Annotated in this window: 14 protein-coding genes and 1 pseudogene; 11 read left to right on the top strand and 4 right to left on the bottom strand. The window is 72.9% G+C overall.

The genetic code is table 11. From position 1 onward, the window contains the following. Positions 1–67: 67 nt before the first annotated feature. The 4 genes from AA75_RS27805 (at position 68) to AA75_RS27790 (ending at position 4453) form a co-directional block, all read left to right on the top strand. Positions 68–775, top strand: a complete 708-nt coding sequence (locus AA75_RS27805; protein ID WP_033823022.1) for an MBL fold metallo-hydrolase — start codon at positions 68–70, stop codon at positions 773–775. Positions 776–786: 11 nt separating this feature from the next. Further along, positions 787–2049, top strand: a complete 1263-nt coding sequence (gene hisS / locus AA75_RS27800; RefSeq protein WP_033823021.1) for a histidine--tRNA ligase — start codon at positions 787–789, stop codon at positions 2047–2049. After that, positions 2046–3833, top strand: coding sequence for an aspartate--tRNA ligase (aspS, locus tag AA75_RS27795; protein WP_033823020.1), 1788 nt, complete (start codon positions 2046–2048; stop codon positions 3831–3833). Before hisS ends, aspS begins: the two co-directional genes overlap by 4 nt. A 113-nt stretch (positions 3834–3946) precedes the next feature. Next, the gene (locus AA75_RS27790; protein ID WP_033823019.1) at positions 3947–4453 is read left to right on the top strand and encodes a GNAT family N-acetyltransferase; all 507 of its coding nucleotides are present in this window, start codon (positions 3947–3949) and stop codon (positions 4451–4453) included. On the opposite strand, the gene AA75_RS44865 is transcribed toward AA75_RS27790, so the two are convergent. Together AA75_RS44865 and AA75_RS52475 are read right to left on the bottom strand one after the other, a co-directional pair. Next, entirely contained in the window at positions 4426–5139 is a 714-nt protein-coding gene (locus tag AA75_RS44865) for a LysR family substrate-binding domain-containing protein (protein WP_233289218.1), read from the bottom strand. The genes AA75_RS27790 and AA75_RS44865 overlap by 28 nt on opposite strands. Positions 5140–5330: 191 nt before the next feature. Continuing rightward, positions 5331–5462 (bottom strand): annotated as a pseudogene (locus AA75_RS52475) (LysR family transcriptional regulator); the annotation flags it as partial. Positions 5463–5704: 242 nt separating this feature from the next. Here AA75_RS52475 and ppk2 point away from each other — a divergent pair. Continuing rightward, positions 5705–6514 carry a polyphosphate kinase 2 gene (gene ppk2 / locus AA75_RS27780; protein WP_033823018.1) on the top strand — a complete coding sequence of 270 codons (810 nt, stop codon included), beginning with the start codon at positions 5705–5707 and terminating at the stop codon, positions 6512–6514. A gap of 9 nt (positions 6515–6523) precedes the next feature. On the opposite strand, the gene AA75_RS27775 is transcribed toward ppk2, so the two are convergent. Further along, complete coding sequence (locus tag AA75_RS27775; protein WP_033823017.1) at positions 6524–7024, bottom strand: VOC family protein; 501 nt, start codon at positions 7022–7024, stop codon at positions 6524–6526. A 94-nt stretch (positions 7025–7118) separates the two neighbouring features. On the opposite strand from AA75_RS27775, the gene AA75_RS27770 reads away from it, so the two are divergent. Continuing rightward, complete coding sequence (locus AA75_RS27770) at positions 7119–8468, top strand: replication-associated recombination protein A (protein WP_033823016.1); 1350 nt, start codon at positions 7119–7121, stop codon at positions 8466–8468. A 320-nt stretch (positions 8469–8788) separates the two neighbouring features. Beyond that, positions 8789–9403, top strand: a complete 615-nt coding sequence (gene rpsD / locus AA75_RS27765) for a 30S ribosomal protein S4 (RefSeq protein ID WP_033823015.1) — start codon at positions 8789–8791, stop codon at positions 9401–9403. A gap of 116 nt (positions 9404–9519) precedes the next feature. Here rpsD and AA75_RS53760 read toward each other — a convergent pair whose 3' ends face one another. Next, positions 9520–11634: a regulator gene (locus tag AA75_RS53760; protein WP_304441501.1), complete on the bottom strand. Its 2115-nt coding sequence runs from the start codon at positions 11632–11634 to the stop codon at positions 9520–9522. A 285-nt stretch (positions 11635–11919) separates the two neighbouring features. Here AA75_RS53760 and AA75_RS27755 point away from each other — a divergent pair, with 285 nt between their 5' ends. Genes AA75_RS27755 through ruvX form a run of 4 tightly spaced genes read left to right on the top strand, consistent with a single transcriptional unit; the run spans position 11920 to position 15975 of the window. Then, positions 11920–12399, top strand: coding sequence for a DUF948 domain-containing protein (locus AA75_RS27755; RefSeq protein ID WP_033823014.1), 480 nt, complete (start codon positions 11920–11922; stop codon positions 12397–12399). 2 nt (positions 12400–12401) lie between these two features. Beyond that, positions 12402–12824 carry a DUF6167 family protein gene (locus tag AA75_RS27750; protein WP_055731255.1) on the top strand — a complete coding sequence of 141 codons (423 nt, stop codon included), beginning with the start codon at positions 12402–12404 and terminating at the stop codon, positions 12822–12824. Continuing rightward, a complete protein-coding gene (gene alaS / locus AA75_RS27745) occupies positions 12824–15493 on the top strand; it encodes an alanine--tRNA ligase (RefSeq protein WP_033823013.1) in 2670 nt (889 codons plus the stop codon). The genes AA75_RS27750 and alaS overlap by 1 nt, the downstream gene beginning before the upstream one ends. Beyond that, complete coding sequence (gene ruvX / locus AA75_RS27740) at positions 15493–15975, top strand: Holliday junction resolvase RuvX (RefSeq protein ID WP_033823012.1); 483 nt, start codon at positions 15493–15495, stop codon at positions 15973–15975. The genes alaS and ruvX overlap by 1 nt, the downstream gene beginning before the upstream one ends. Positions 15976–16038 lie beyond the last annotated feature (63 nt).

Here is a 16038-nt window from a genome sequence, read left to right as displayed (position 1 = left end):
CCGGTAGGCTCTGGTGCGACCAGGCGGTGAGACCCGAGCGCCCGCCCCCGACCGTAGAGGACTCGCGTTGTTCGTCGCCGGATTTCCAGCCGGGGCCTGGGGCACCAACTGCTACCTGGTAGCGCCGGCCGCCGGTGAGGAGTGCGTGATCGTCGACCCCGGTCACGAGGCCACCCGGGGCGTCGAGGACCTGATCCGCGAGCACCGGCTGAAGCCGGTCGCGGTGGTCCTCACCCACGGACACATCGACCACATCGCCTCGGTGATGCCGATCTGCGGCGCCCGCGGCGTGCCCGCCTGGATCCACCCCGAGGACCGCTACATGATGGCCGACCCGGAGCGGGCGCTCGGCCGCTCGCTCGGGCAGCAGCTGATGGGCAGCCTCACCGTCGGCGAGCCGGACGACGTCCGCGAGCTGGCGGACGGCAGCCTGCTGGAGCTGGCCGGACTGCAGCTCACCGTCGACCACGCGCCCGGCCATACCAAGGGGTCGGTGACCTTCCGGACGCCCGCATCGGACGAGATCCCGCCGGTGCTCTTCTCGGGCGACCTGCTGTTCGCCGGCTCCATCGGGCGTACCGACCTCCCGGGCGGGGACAGCGCGGCGATCATGCGTTCGCTGGCCCGGGTGTGCCTGCCCCTCGACGACGCGACCGTGGTCCTCTCCGGCCACGGCTCCCAGACCACCATCGGCCGTGAGCGCGCCACCAACCCCTACCTCCAGCAGGCGGCAGGAGCGCTCGATGCTCCGGCCTTCCCGCGACGAGGAATGTGACGGAAGAGAAGTTGAGCACCTTCAGCGCCCCCAAGGGCACCTACGACCTGCTGCCGCCGAGCTCCGCGACCTTCCTGGCGATCCGCGAGCGGCTCTCCGGCCCCGCGCGCCGGGCCGGCTACGGCTACATCGAGACGCCGGTCTTCGAGGACGTCAAGCTCTTCTCCCGCGGCGTCGGTGAGTCCACCGACATCGTCACCAAGGAGATGTACAACCTCACCACCAAGGGCGGCGACGAGCTGGCGCTGCGTCCCGAGGGCACCGCCTCGGTGGTCCGCGCCGCCCTCCAGGCCAACCTGCACAAGCAGGGCAACCTGCCGGTCAAGCTCTGGTACTCCGGCTCCTTCTACCGCTACGAGCGGGCCCAGAAGGGCCGCTACCGCCAGTTCGCCCAGGTCGGCGCCGAGGCGATCGGCGCCGAGGACCCCGCGCTGGACGCCGAGCTGATCATCCTGGCCGACGACGCCTTCCGCTCGCTGGGCCTGCGCGACTACTCGCTGCTGCTCAACAGCCTCGGCGACCGGCAGTGCCGGCCGGTCTACCGGGCCGCCCTGGTCGAGTTCCTGGCCGGCCTCGACCTCGACGAGGACACCCGCCGCCGCGCGGAGATCAACCCGCTGCGGGTCCTCGACGACAAGCGCGAGTCCGTCCAGGCCCAGCTCACCGACGCGCCCCGGCTGCGGGACTTCCTCTGCGAGGACTGCAAGGCGTACGACGAGCAGGTCCGCGAGCTGCTGACCGCCGCAGGCGTCGCCTTCGTCGACGACCCGAAGCTGGTCCGCGGCCTGGACTACTACACCCGGACCACCTTCGAGTTCGTGCACAACGGCCTCGGCGCCCAGTCCGCGATCGGCGGCGGCGGCCGCTACGACGGCCTGTCCGAGATGCTCGGCGGCCCGGCGCTGCCGTCGGTCGGCTGGGGCCTCGGGGTGGACCGCACCTTCCTCGCGATGGAGGCCGAGGGCATCGTCCTCGACCTGCCCGCCGCCACCTCCGTCTACGCCGTCGCGCTCGGCGAGACGGCCAAGAACGTCCTGTTCGCCAAGGTGGTGGAGCTGCGCCGGGCCGGCGTCGCCACCGACCTGGCGTTCGGCGTCAAGGGCATCAAGAACGCCATGAAGTCCGCCGACCGCTCCGGCGCCCGCTACGCCCTCGTGGCCGGCGACCGGGACCTCGCCGAAGGCGTCGTCCAGCTCAAGGACATGACCACCGGCGAGCAGACGCCCGTCGCCCTCGAAGCACTCGTCACCACCCTGAAGGAGAAGCAGCTGTGATCCGCACGCACGACGCGGGCACGCTCCGCGCGGAGCACGCCGGCACCACCGTCATCCTGGCCGGCTGGGTCGCCCGCCGCCGTGACCACGGCGGAGTCGCGTTCATCGACCTCCGCGACGCCTCCGGCACCGTGCAGATCGTGGCCCGCGACCTGGAGGCCATCGGCAGCCTGCGCGCCGAGTACTGCGTCAAGGTCACCGGCGAGGTCCGGGTCCGCCCGGAGGGCAACGAGAACCCGGACATCGCGACCGGCGCGATCGAGGTCGTGGTGAACGAGCTGGAGGTGCTCTCCGAGGCCGCCCCGGTGCCGTTCCCGGTCGCCGAGTACGAGCCCGGCACGGTCAACGAGGAGGTGCGCCTGCGCTACCGCTACCTGGACCTCCGCCGTGAGGGCCCGGCCCGCGCGCTGCGCCTGCGCTCCAAGGTCAACCACATCATCCGCACGGTGATGGAGGAGAACGACTACCTCGACATCGAGACGCCGTACCTCACCCGCTCCACCCCCGAGGGCGCCCGCGACTTCCTCGTCCCGGTCCGCCTGCAGCCCGGCCACTGGTACGCCCTGCCGCAGTCGCCCCAGCTGTTCAAGCAGCTGCTGATGGTGGCCGGCATGGAGCGCTACTACCAGATCGCCCGCTGCTTCCGCGACGAGGACTTCCGCGCGGACCGGCAGCCGGAGTTCACCCAGCTCGACATCGAGGCGTCCTTCGTCGACCAGGAGGACATCCTGGCCCTCGGCGAGAAGATCGTCGGTGCCATCTGGCGCGAGGTGCACGGGTACGAGATCCCGAACCCGCTGCCCCGGATGACCTACGCGGACGCGATGAACCGCTACGGCTCCGACAAGCCGGACGTCCGCTTCGGCCAGGAACTCACCGACCTGACCGAGTACTTCCAGGGCACCGAGTTCCGGGTCTTCCAGGCCCCGTACGTCGGCGCGGTCGTCATGCCCGGCGGCGCCTCCCAGCCGCGCAAGCAGCTGGACGCCTGGCAGGACTGGGCCAAGGCGCGCGGCGCCCGCGGCCTCGCCTACGTGCTGGTCGACGCCGAGACCGGCGAGCTGCGCGGCCCGGTCGCCAAGAACCTCTCCGAGGAGCACCTGGCGGGCCTGGCCGCCGCGGCCGGCGCCAAGCCGGGCGACGCGGTGTTCTTCGCCGCCGGCAAGAAGACCGCCTCGCAGGAGCTGCTCGGCGCGGCCCGCCTGGAGATCGGCCGCCGCTGCGAGCTGATCGACGAGTCGGCCTGGGCCTTCCTGTGGGTCGTCGACTTCCCGATGTTCGAGCCGATCGAGGACGACAAGGGCGCCTTCCAGGGCTGGCACGCGGTGCACCACCCGTTCACCGCGCCGACCGCCGAGTCGCTGGCGACCTTCGACACCGACCCGGGCACGGCCCTGTCCAACGCCTACGACCTGGTGCTCAACGGCTCCGAGCTGGGCGGCGGCTCGATCCGTATCCACCAGCGGGACGTCCAGAAGCGGGCCTTCGACGCGATCGGCCTGTCCGAGGAGGAGGCGCAGTCGCAGTTCGGCTTCCTGCTGGACGCCTTCAACTACGGCCCGCCGCCGCACGGCGGTGTCGCCTTCGGCCTGGACCGCATCGTCACCCTGCTGGGCGGGTACGACACCATCCGTGACGTGATCGCCTTCCCGAAGACCAGCACCGGCGGTGACCCGCTCACCGGCGCGCCGACCCCGATCACCCCGGCCCAGCGCCGCGAGGCGGGCGTCGACGCCAAGCCGAAGGGCACGGACGCCGCCGCGGCGTCCGAGGTCAAGGCCTGACACCCGGTCAGTAACACCATGCTCACGGCCCCGGCCGGTGCGATCCGCCTCAGGGTAGGCTCGCCCCGCCCGGGGCCGGTGCACAACGGCGTGCCACAGCAGAGGGGTCGAGGATGACCATCCGAACCAGAGTCGAGAACCCGGCGGACGCCCCCGCCACCAGACGTGTCCACATGGCGGCCTTCCCCGGCCCCGAGGAGGCCGACCTGGTGGACGCGCTCCGCCGGGACTCCGCCTGGATACCGGCTCTCTCGCTGGTCGCGGTCGACGACCGGGACCTCATCGTCGGGCACGTCCTGCTCACCAGGCTCCGGGTCGGCGACGGCGACGGCCTGTCCATGGCGCCGGTCGCGGTCGCCCCCGAGTGGCAGCGCAAGGGCGTCGGCGCCGCCTTGGTCCGGGCCGCGCTGGCGGCCGCCGAGACCGCGGGGGAGCGGCTGGTGGTGGTGCTCGGTGACCCGGACTACTACGGCCGCTTCGGCTTCGAGCCGGCCTCCCGGCACCGGATCAGCGGCCCGTTCGAGGCACCCGACGCGTACTTCCAGGCGCTGCCGCTGCCCGGGTACGACGGCGGCCCGCACGGCGTGTGCCGCTACCCGGCGCCGTTCGCCGAGGTCTGACCGGCCGGGGCGGGCGCCGGGCCCGGGGCCGGAGCAGGCGCGGCGGGCGCCGTCGCGCCGCCGGGGCGCCGCTGGGCGGGCACGGTGTCCAGCGGCGACGGTCCGGGGCAGGCCGGCCCGATCCGCACGGTCTCCCGGCAGCTGCGCACGAACGCGGCCATCGCGGGCGTGAGCGGCCGGTCCAGCGGCCAGTACAGGCCGACCCGGCTGGCGCTGACCCCGCGCAGCGGCCGGTAGACCACGCCGGGCCGGGAGGCCAGCCGGCTCATCGTCACGGGCGCGAAGCCGATGCCCTGCCCGCAGGCGATCGCGGTCAGCCACTCGTCCGCGTTGTGCGCGACCGCGCCGATCCGGACCGGGTGGCCGCCGCGCTCCTCGACGGCCAGCCAGTAGTCCCGCCAGAACCCGGCCTCCCGCGGGATCGCGACGAAGTCCTCGTCCAGCAGCTCCGCCAGGTCCACCACCTCGCGGTCGGCCAGCCGGTGGCCGGCCGGCAGCACCGCGCAGCGCTCCTCCACACCGAGCTCGGCGCAGTTGTACGCGGCCGCGATGGCGGCGGGCGCGTGCCACAGCGCCAGGTCGATCTCGCCGGAGGCCAGCCCTGAGGTCGGGTCGAACCAGTTGTTCTGCCGCATCCGGACCTGCCAGCCGGGCATCCGGCGGCCGAAGTCCTCGACCGTGGCCAGGCCGACCGCGTTGATGGTGCTGCCCTCGAACCCGACCCGCAGGGTGCCCTGCGCCTCGACGGCGGCCGGCGGGTGGCCCGCAGCGCGTCCTCCCAGCCGGTCAGCAGCGCGGGCACCCGGTCCGCCAGCACCCGGCCCGCGGCGGTCGGGGTCATGCCCTCCCGGGAGCGCTGGAACAGTCGTACCCCGAGCTGGGTCTCCAGCTGGCGGATCTGCTTGGTCAGGGTCGGTTGGCTCACGAACAGGCGGGCGGCCGCCCCGGTCAGCTGGCCCTCCTCGCAGACCGCGGCGAAGGAGCGCAGCAGGCGGGTGTCGATGTCCATGCCGCAAGGTTATGGAAGCGGTAATTTGCCGAAACGGCGGGGTCCGGGGGACAGTTGATCACTCGTCGGGCGGGCCCGGCCCCGGCAGCACAGGGGAGTGCCGGAACCGGGCCCGCCCGGCCTGCCGTACCCGCCGCGCACCCCGCTGCCGCCCACCCGCGCCGACCCGCGCCGACCTGCGCCGGACGGCGAAGCCCCGTAGCGTGAGTGACCGTCAGCCGCACGTGCGAACGGAGGGCCCGGTGGCGGGGAAGCGCAGGGATCGACTGCCGAGGAAGTTGTACGAGGCGGAGCTGCTGCGCCTGCAGTACGAGCTGGTGAAGCTCCAGGAGTGGGTGCGCGCCGAGGGCGTGCGGCTGGTGGTCGTCTTCGAGGGCCGGGACGCGGCCGGCAAGGGCGGCGCGATCAAGCGGGTGACCGAGTACCTCAACCCCCGCATCGCCCGGGTCGCGGCACTTCCGGCGCCGACCGAGCGCCAGCGCGGCCAGTGGTACTTCCAGCGCTACGTGGAGCAGCTGCCCGCGGCCGGGGAGATCGTGCTGTTCGACCGCAGCTGGTACAACCGGGCCGGGGTGGAGAAGGTGATGGGCTTCTGCACCGCGGAGGAGCACCAGCAGTTCCTGCGCCAGTGCCCGACCTTCGAGCGGATGCTGATCGAGGCCGGGATCCTGCTGCGCAAGTACTGGTTCTCGGTCAGCGACGTGGAGCAGGAGCGGCGGTTCCGGGACCGGATGGCGGACCCGATGCGGCAGTGGAAGCTCTCCCCGATGGACATCGAGTCGATCAGCCGCTGGGAGGACTACTCCCGGGCCAAGGACGAGATGTTCGTGCACACCGACGTCCCGGAGTCGCCCTGGTACGTGGTGGAGAGCGACGACAAGCGGCGGTCCCGGATCAACATGATCTCCCACCTGCTCTCCTCGGTGCCCTACCGGGAGGTCCGCCGCCCCGAGGTCGAACTCCCGCCCCGCCCGGCCTCCCACGGCTACCGCCGCCCGCCGCGCGATCTGCAGACCTACGTCCCGGACCACGCGGCGGCACTGGAGGCCTGACGGCCCGCGTCAGGTGGCCGAGCCGGCTGCGGCTCCGGTGGGGCGGTCGGGGCCCCAGCGGTCGATGGCGGCGGGGAGGTCGAGCGGGCCCGGGCGGGCGTCGGAGTCGGCGGCCGGCCAGTCCTCGCGGGGGACGCGCCACATCAGCTCGAACTCGTTGCCGTCCGGGTCCTTGGCGTAGAAGGACTTGGACACCAGGTGGTCGGTGGAGCCGACCAGGGCGCCGCGCTCGGCCAGCCGCCGCCCGAGCTCGGCCAGCTCGCCGAGGGTGCCGACCTCCCAGGCCAGGTGGTACAGGCCGACCCTGCCCTGCTCGGGGCCGGGTGCGTCCGCGCCGATCGCGAACAGGCCGAGGTCGTGGTCGTTGCTGCTGCCGGCGGCGCTCAGGAAGGCGGCCCGCCCCGGCATCAGGTGGTCGAGCTGGAAGCCCAGGACCTCGCGGTAGAAGGCGACCGAGCGGTCGACGTCGCGGATCCAGAGCACTGCGTGGTTGAGTCGGCGTACGGACATGGCGCCACCCTACGCCCCTCTGGTTCAAATTCGAACTACGGGGGTCCCGCCGGCGGGCGCCCGGGCTGTCGGAGCTCTCGCATACCCTTCAGAGGTGGAAGAACCGGACCTCTTCACCGCCGCCGCCGAGGCACGCCAGGCCGCCGAGCCCGGCCGCGCGCCGCTGGCCGTACGGATGCGCCCGCGCACCCTGGACGAGGTGGCCGGTCAGCGCCGGCTGCTCAAGGACGGCTCGCCGCTGCGGCGGCTGGTCTCCGGTGCCAAGGGGCCCGCGGCGACCAGTTCGGTGATCCTCTGGGGGCCGCCCGGCACCGGCAAGACCACCCTCGCCCACGTGATCAGCCAGGCCGTCGAGGGCCGGTTCGTCGAGCTGTCCGCGATCACCGCCGGGGTCAAGGAGGTCCGGGCGGTGATCGACGGCGCCCGCCGGGCCGTCGGCATGTCCGGCCGCGAGACGGTCCTCTTCCTGGACGAGATCCACCGCTTCTCCAAGGCCCAGCAGGACTCCCTGCTGCCCGCGGTGGAGAACCGCTGGGTCACCCTGATCGCCGCCACCACCGAGAACCCGTACTTCTCGGTGATCTCCCCGCTGATGTCCCGGTCGCTGCTGCTCACCCTGGAGTCGCTCACCGACGACGACGTACGGGCCCTGCTGCGCCGCGCGGTGGCCGACGAGCGGGGCCTGGCCGGCAGCGTCGAGCTGACCGCCGAGGCCGAGGACCACCTGGTCCGGCTGGCCGGCGGGGATGCCCGGCGGGCGCTCACCACCCTGGAGGCCGCGGCCGGCGCCGCCCTGGACAAGGGCGAGGCCGAGCTCACCCTGGCCACCACCGAGACCGCCGTCGACCAGGCCGCGGTGCGCTACGACAAGGACGGCGACCAGCACTACGACGTGGCCAGCGCGCTGATCAAGTCGATCCGCGGCAGTGACGTGGACGCCACCCTGCACTACCTGGCCCGCATGATCGAGGCCGGTGAGGACCCCCGGTTCATCGCCCGGCGGCTGATGATCTCCGCCAGCGAGGACGTCGGCCTGGCCGACCCGACGGCGCTGCCGACGGCGGTCGCGGCCGCCCAGGCCGTGGCGCTGATCGGCTTCCCCGAGGCCCGGATCATCCTGTCCCAGGCGGCCATCGCGCTGGCGCTGGCCCCCAAGTCCAACGCCGCCTACCTGGCGATCGACGCGGCCCTCGCCGACGTCCGCCAGGGCCTGGCCGGCGCGGTGCCGCCGCACCTGCGGGACGCGCACTACGGCGGCGCGGGCAAGCTCGGCCACGGCCAGGGCTACCAGTACCCGCACGACCTGCCGGAGGGCATCGCCGCGCAGCAGTACGCGCCGGACCCGGTGCACGGCAAGGAGTACTACCGGCCGACCCGGCGCGGCGGGGAGGCCCGCTACGCCGACATCGCGGAGTGGACCAGGGCGCGGCTCAAGGGCGACTGATCGCACGGTAGACTGTCCCGAAGTGCCATGTCCCGGGTACGGCGGCGGATGAGAATCCGGCCGACCGGCCGCACCAGCGGGGCACCGGCCCGTGGCCACTCCTCCGGGAGCGGCCCTTGGAGCGTCGCGCACCGGCTTTCGGTGTCGCGGGCAGCCCACCACCTCCGTGGTCGGTGGGCCACTCGTGTGCATGCACAGATGTGCCCGGCTCCGGAGAGCGGCTGATCACCCCTCGCGGGTGGTTTTTCTCCGGGTCGCGAGGAGCGACCTCCGTCAACACCTGGTGAAGCCGTATTCGTGAAGCAAGGAAGGTTTGGTTCATGGCGAACCAGAAGCGTCCCAAGGTCAAGATCGCTCGTGCCCTTGGCATCCCGCTGACCCCGAAGTCCGTCAAGTACTTCGAGGCCCGCCCGTACCCGCCCGGCCAGCACGGCCGTGGCCGCAAGCAGAACTCTGACTACAAGGTCCGTCTGACCGAGAAGCAGCGTCTGCGCGCGCAGTACGACCTGAGCGAGAAGCAGATGGCGCGGGCGTTCGACCGTGCCAAGAAGGTCGAGGGCAAGACCGGTGAGGCGCTGATCGCCGAGCTGGAGACCCGTCTCGACGCCCTGGTCCTGCGTTCGGGCATCGCCCGCACCATCTACCAGGCCCGTCAGATGGTCGTGCACGGCCACATCGAGGTCAACGGCAGCAAGGTCAACAAGCCGTCGTTCCAGATGAAGCCGGGCTTTGTCGTGACCGTCAAGGACAAGTCCAAGGAGAAGACCCCCTTCCAGGTGGCTCGCGAGGGCGGCAACGCCGGCGAGGGCCAGACCCCGAAGTACCTCGAGGTCAACCTGAAGGCCCTGGCCTTCCGCCTGGACCGCCAGCCGCAGCGCCGCGAGATCCCCGTGATCTGCGACGAGCAGCTGGTCGTCGAGTACTACTCGCGCTGACCCGCGAGCACGTACCCCACCGAGCCCCGCAGCCTGCCGGCTGCGGGGCTCGGCCCGTTTCCGGGCGCCGGGCCCCCGGAAGACCGGGGCCCCGGGACGGCGGGCCCGCGGGGAGCTCAGAACGCCGGTACCGGTGACGGCCGCACCGGCCGCGGCCCGGGCAGGCCCTCCGGCCCCGGCCGGTCGCCGCGGCCCAGCGCGCGGGAGACCGCAGCGTCCAGGTCCAGCTGCCCGCCGAGGCGGAACGCCTCGTGGAACTCCTGCTCGGTCAGCCCGTCCCGGGCCCGCCGCTCGCACTCCAGGTGCGGCCCGTTGAACGACCGCGAACCGAAGAACGGCTTGCCCACCGCCTGCCAGATCCGGTGCGCCGCGCCCTGCAGCACCCGGGCCTCCACCAGGTCCCCGTCCGGGGCCTCGGTCTCCAGCAGCGCCAGCACGTCCATCGCCAGCACGATCCCCAGCAGGTCCCGGAACAGGTGGTTCAGCCGTACGCACTCCCGGGCGTGGGCCCGCGCCAGCCGCACCTCGCCCGACGACCAGCGGGCGTAGGCCAGCGCGTACAGACCGTAGGCGTACGCCCACTGCTCACCGTGCTGCTCGGCGATCTCCCGGACCTCCGAGATCCAGCGCTCGCCCTGCTCGGCGTCGCCCAGGAACAGGTACGCGATGCCCAGCTCGAACATCGCCATCAGGACGTTGCTGTTCAGCTCGCCGATGGTCTTGTAGTGCCACAGCGCCTCCTCGAACAGTTCCGCCGCCCGCTGCGGCTCGTCCCCGATCAACGCCGCACAGCCCTGCCGGTGGACGGCGTACGCCAGCGCCCGGTCGTCGCCGGTGGCCAGCGCCTGCTCGCGGCACTCCTCCAGGGCCGGCCGGGCCCGCGCCAGGTCGCCCTGCAGGGTGGCCATGTAGCCGGTCACCCAGAGCGCCTTGGCCCGGGCCTCGGTCGGTGCGGGGGCCAGCGCCAGCGCCCGGTCCAGCCAGTGCCGTCCCTCGCCGAGGTGCCCGGAGCCGACCCAGTAGAACCACAGCGTCCCGGCCAGCACCAGGGCCAGCTGCTCCTCGCCGGGCTCGGAGAGCGAGAACTCCAGCGCGGCCCGCAGGTTCGGGTGGGCCAGCCGGGTCCGCTCGGCGGTCTCCGCCTGCCGCGGGCCGAACCACTCCACCTCGCCCCAGGACGCCACCCCCAGGTACCAGTCCCGGTGCCGGCGCAGCAGCCGGTGCCGGTCGCCGCCGGCCCGCAGCCACCGGGCGCCGTACTCGCGCAGGGTGTCCAGCAGCCGGAACCGGACCTGCTGCGGGCCCTCCTCGCGGAGCAGGACCGACTTGCCGACCAGCTCCCCGAGCAGGTCGAGCACCTCGTCCGGGTCGATCCCCTCGCCGCCGCAGACGTACTCGGCGGCGTCCAGGTCGAACGTCCCGGCGAACACCGACAGCCTGGCCCAGAGCAAACGTTCCTTCATGGTGCACAGTTCGTGGCTCCAGCCGATCGTGGTGCGCAGCGTCTGGTGCCGCGCCGGAGCCGTCCGGGAACCGCCGGTGAGCAGCCGGAACCGGTCGTCCAGCCGGAGGGTGATCTGTGCCACCGACAGCGCCCGCAGCCGCCCCGCCGCCAGCTCCACGGCCAGCGGAATGCCGTCCAGGCGGCGGCAGAGCACGGCCACCTCGGCGCGGTTGCGCTCGGTCAGCTCGAAACCGGGGAGCACCGCGGCGGCCCGGTCGGCGAACAGCGTGACCGCGTCCGGCGTGCCGCCGCCCGGCGGCGGGTCGACCGGCAGCGGGGCCAGCGGCAGCAGGTGCTCGCCGTCCGTCCCCAGCGACTGCCGGCTGGTGGCCAGCACCCGCAGGCCCGGAGCCGCCCGCAGCAGGGTGTCGACCAGCTCCGCGCACGGGCCCACCAGGTGCTCGCAGCCGTCCAGCACCAGCAGCAGCCGCTGCTCGCGCACCTGCTCGACCAGGACCTCGTACGGTGGGCGGGCGGTGGAGTCGGTCAGCCCGAGCGCCTCGAGCACCGCGTGGCCGAGCAGCAGCGGGTCCTGGACGGCGCTCACCTCGGCGTACCGGACGCCGTCCGGGAACAGGCCGGTCAGCTCGGCCAGCCGGGCGGCCCCGCGCATCGCGAACCGGGTCTTGCCGACCCCGCCGGGCCCGGTGACGGTCACCAGCCGGGCCGGGCCCATCAACGCGGTCAGGGCGGCCAGCTCGCCGCGGCGGCCGACGAAGCTGGTCACGTCGGCGAGCAGCCGGCCCGCCGGCGTACCGCCCCGCGCTGGCGTCGGCCCACTCGACAACTGCCGCCCCCCGTCCGGCCTGGCCGGACACCGGCCGGCCACCCTGGCGGCCCGCGACGCGCGGACCCACCCGGCCCAACGAGACGGCCCGTACGAGGTCACGCCCGCCGTCCGCGCGACCGGCCGGGCGACCAGGCGATATCCGGTCGGGTGAAGGGGTCCGGCCGCGATAGGGTTCACCTTTGAGGAAGATCTGCAGACGTGGCGAGGCGAGGGAGCGCACCGGTGTCCGTGGGAGAGCTGGCCGGTCTGCTGGTGGCCGTGTTCTGGGCGGTCCTGGTCACACTGCTCGCGGTCGTCCTGGTACGGCTGTCGCGGGTGCTCAAGGAGGCCACCGTACTGGTGTCGGCCGTCACCGAGCAGGCCGTGCCGCTGCTGGTCGACGCGGGCACCGCGGTGCGCAGCGCCAACGAGCAGCTGGAGCGGGTGGACGAGATCACCGCCAACGTGCAGGACGCCGCCGCCAACGCCAACGCGCTCTCCTCCACCGTCGCGGCCACCATCGGCGGCCCGCTGGTCAAGGTCGCTGCCTTCAGCTACGGCGTCCGAAAGGCCGTCAGCCGCCAGCAGGGCACCGTCACCGTCCCGCCGCAGTCGGCCGAGCGGGAGGCGCTGGCCAGCCTGATCCGGGCCGAGGTGCGCGCGGCCACCGCGCCGCGCGGCGGCGGACTGATCTCCCGTGTCCGGCGAGCCGTGAGGGGCTGACGATGGTTCGACGGATCTTCTGGATGGCGGTCGGCGCGGGCGCCACCGTCTGGGCCATGAACAAGGCCAACGAGGCCGTGCACCGGCTCACCCCTGACAGCCTGTCGGGCACCGCGGCGCGCGGCGCCCTGCACCTGGGCGACGCCGCCAAGCGGTTCGCGCGGGACGTGCGGGCCGGCATGGCCGAGCGCGAGGAGCAGCTGCGCGGCGACCTCGGCCTGGACGGCACCGCGGTCCTCGAGCCGCCGCGCCGGCGAGCGCCCCTGCGCGGCGAGCCGACGTACCGAGCTATCCCGGCGGCCCCGGGTTCCCCGGGCGCCGCCCTGCCCCCGCCTCGCACCATCCGCACCATCCCCCAAGCCATTGATTCGCCCTCCCGCCGGCTCGACGAGCTGCCGGGAAGCCCCAACCGGAAGGACCACTGATGGAGTCGGCAGAGATCCGCCGCCGCTGGCTGCGCTTCTTCGAGGAGCGCGGCCACACCGTCGTTCCGTCGGCGTCCCTGGTCGCCGACGACCCCACCCTGCTGCTGGTCAACGCCGGCATGGTGCCGTTCAAGCCGTACTTCCTCGGTGAGGTGAAGCCGCAGTTCTCGCGGGCCACCTCGGTGCAGAAGTGCGTACGCACGCTGGACATCGAAGAGGTCGGCAAGACCACCCGGCACGGGTCGTTCTTCCAGATGTGCGGCAACTTCTCCTTCGGTGACTACTTCAAGGAAGGAGCCATCAAGTTCGCCTGGGACCTGCTCACCACGCCCGTCGCGGACGGTGGCTACGGCCTGGAGAAGGAGAAGCTCTGGATCACCGTCTACCAGGACGACGACGAGGCCGAGCTGATCTGGCGGGACGTCATCGGCGTGCCGTCCGAGCGCATCCAGCGCCTCGGCATGAAGGACAACTTCTGGTCGATGGGCGTCCCCGGCCCGTGCGGCCCGTGCTCGGAGATCAACTACGACCGCGGCCCCGCGTACGGCGAGGAGGGCGGCCCGGCCGTCAACGGCGAGCGCTACCTGGAGATCTGGAACCTGGTCTTCATGCAGTACGAGCGCGGCCACGGTGACGGCAAGGACGGTTTCGAGATCCTCGGCGACCTGCCGAGCAAGAACATCGACACCGGTCTCGGCCTCGAGCGCCTCGCCGCGATCCTCCAGGACGTCGACAACCTCTTCGAGATCGACACCAGCCGGATGATCCTCGACCGGGCGGCCGAGCTGACCGGCCACACCTACGGCGCCGACCACAAGTCGGACGTCTCGCTGCGCGTGGTCACCGACCACTTCCGCACCGCGCTGATGCTGGTCGGCGACGGCGTCACCCCCGGCAACGAGGGCCGCGGCTACGTGCTGCGCCGCATCCTGCGCCGCGCGATCCGCAACATGCGGCTGCTGGGCGCCACCGGGCCGGTGGCCAAGGAGCTCATCGACATCTCGATCAAGGCGATGGCCCCGCAGTACCCGGAGCTGGAGGCCGACCGCAAGCGGATCGAGACGGTCGTGGTCTCCGAGGAGAACGCCTTCCTGCAGACCCTGAAGTCCGGCACCAGCCTGCTGGACGCGGCCATCACCGAGACCAAGCAGTCCGGTGGCGCGGTGCTCTCCGGCGACCAGGCGTTCAAGCTGCACGACACCTACGGCTTCCCGATCGACCTGACCCTGGAGATGGCCGAGGAGCAGGGCCTCCAGGTCGACGAGACAGGCTTCCGCCGCCTGATGCAGGCGCAGCGGGACGCCGCCAAGGCGGACGCCAAGAAGAAGAAGATGGGCCACGCCGACGTCGCCGCGTACCGCGAGGTCGCCGACAAGTCCGGCGCGTCCGTCTTCACCGGCTACAGCGCCACCGAGGGCGAGGCCACCGTCGTCGGTCTGCTGGTGAACGGCGTCCCGGCGCCGGCCGCCACCGAGGGCGACGAGGTCGAGATCATCCTCGACCGCACCCCCTTCTACGCCGAGGGCGGCGGCCAGCTCGCCGACCACGGCCGGATCCGGCTGGAGTCCGGCGCGGTCGTCGAGATCCGTGACGTCCAGCAGCCGGTGCCGGGTGTGATCGTGCACTCCGGCGGGGTGCTGTTCGGCGAGGTGGTGCTCGGCGCGTCCGCGTACGCCACCATCGACACCGACCGCCGCCGGGCCGTCTCGCGGGCCCACTCGGCCACCCACCTGACCCACCAGGCGCTGCGTGACGCGCTCGGCCCGACGGCCGCCCAGGCCGGTTCGGAGAACGCCCCGGGCCGCTTCCGCTTCGACTTCGGTTCGCCCGCCGCCGTGCCCGGCAGTGTGCTGACCGACGTCGAGCAGAAGATCAACGAGGTGCTGGTCCGCGAACTCGACGTCACCGCCGAGGTCATGACGATGGATCAGGCCCGCAAGGCCGGCGCCATCGCGATGTTCGGCGAGAAGTACGGCGACTCGGTCCGGGTGGTCACCATCGGCGACTTCTCCAAGGAGCTGTGCGGTGGCACGCACGTCGGCAACACCGCCCAGCTGGGCCTGGTGAAGCTGCTCGGCGAGTCCTCGATCGGTTCCGGCGTGCGCCGGGTCGAGGCGCTGGTCGGCGTCGACGCGTACAAGTTCCTGGCCCGCGAGCACACCGTGGTCTCCCAGCTCACCGAGCTGGTCAAGGGCCGCCCGGAGGAGCTGCCGGAGAAGATCTCGGGCATGCTCGCCAAGCTCAAGGACGCCGAGAAGGAGATCGAGCGCTTCCGCGCGGAGAAGGTGCTGGCCGCCGCCGCGGGTCTGGCCGACGCGGCCGAGGACGTCCGGGGCGTCGCGCTGGTCGCCGCCCGGGTCGCCGACGGCGCCGGTGCGGACGAGCTGCGCAAGCTGGTGCTGGACGTCCGGGCCCGGCTGGGTTCGCGTCCGGCCGTGGTCGCGGCCTTCACCGTGGCGAACGGCCGTCCGCTGACCGTCATCGCCACCAACGAGGACGCCCGCGCCCGCGGCGTCAAGGCCGGTGAGCTGGTCCGCACCGCCGCCAAGACGCTCGGTGGCGGCGGTGGCGGCAAGGACGACGTCGCCCAGGGCGGCGGCACCGACCCGGCCGCCGTGGACGCGGCGATCGCCGCCGTCCGCGGCCTGGTGGCGGAGCGCACCGCCTGATGGAGGAGCTGCCGGAGAAGGTCTTCCGCCGGGGCCGCCGGATCGCCGTCGACGTGGGCGACGCCCGGATCGGGGTCGCCTCCTGCGACCCCGACGGGCTGATCGCCACGCCGGTGGAGACGGTCCCCGCGGGGGGCCGCTCCCAGGCCCGCCTCAAGGAGATCGCCGAGGAGTACGACGCGATCGAGGTGGTGGTGGGTCTGCCCCGCTCGATGAGCGGCAAGGAGGGCCCGGCCGCGGCCAAGGTCCGGGTGTACGCCGGCCGGCTGGCCGGGCTGCTCGCGCCGGTGCCGGTGCGGCTGGTGGACGAGCGGATGACCACGGTCACCGCCAGCCAGGGCCTGCGGGCCTCCGGACGGAGCAGCAAGAAGGGCCGCTCGGTGATCGACCAGGCGGCGGCCGTGGTGATCCTGCAGAGCGCCCTTGAGACCGAACGGGTGAGCGGTCGGGCGCCCGGTGAGAGCGTCGAGCCGGTCAGCTGATCACTCTGGCCTAGCGTGCGGTGAGGGGCCCGTGCGGACGTGAGTCCGTACGGGCCCCGGCCG

Origin of the sequence: Kitasatospora sp. MBT63 (assembly GCF_000710465.2) — a bacterium.
In the GTDB taxonomy this organism is placed as follows: domain Bacteria; phylum Actinomycetota; class Actinomycetes; order Streptomycetales; family Streptomycetaceae; genus Kitasatospora.
Note: the sequence above shows the minus strand (reverse complement) of the source record. Positions and strands in the feature narration are given on the sequence as shown.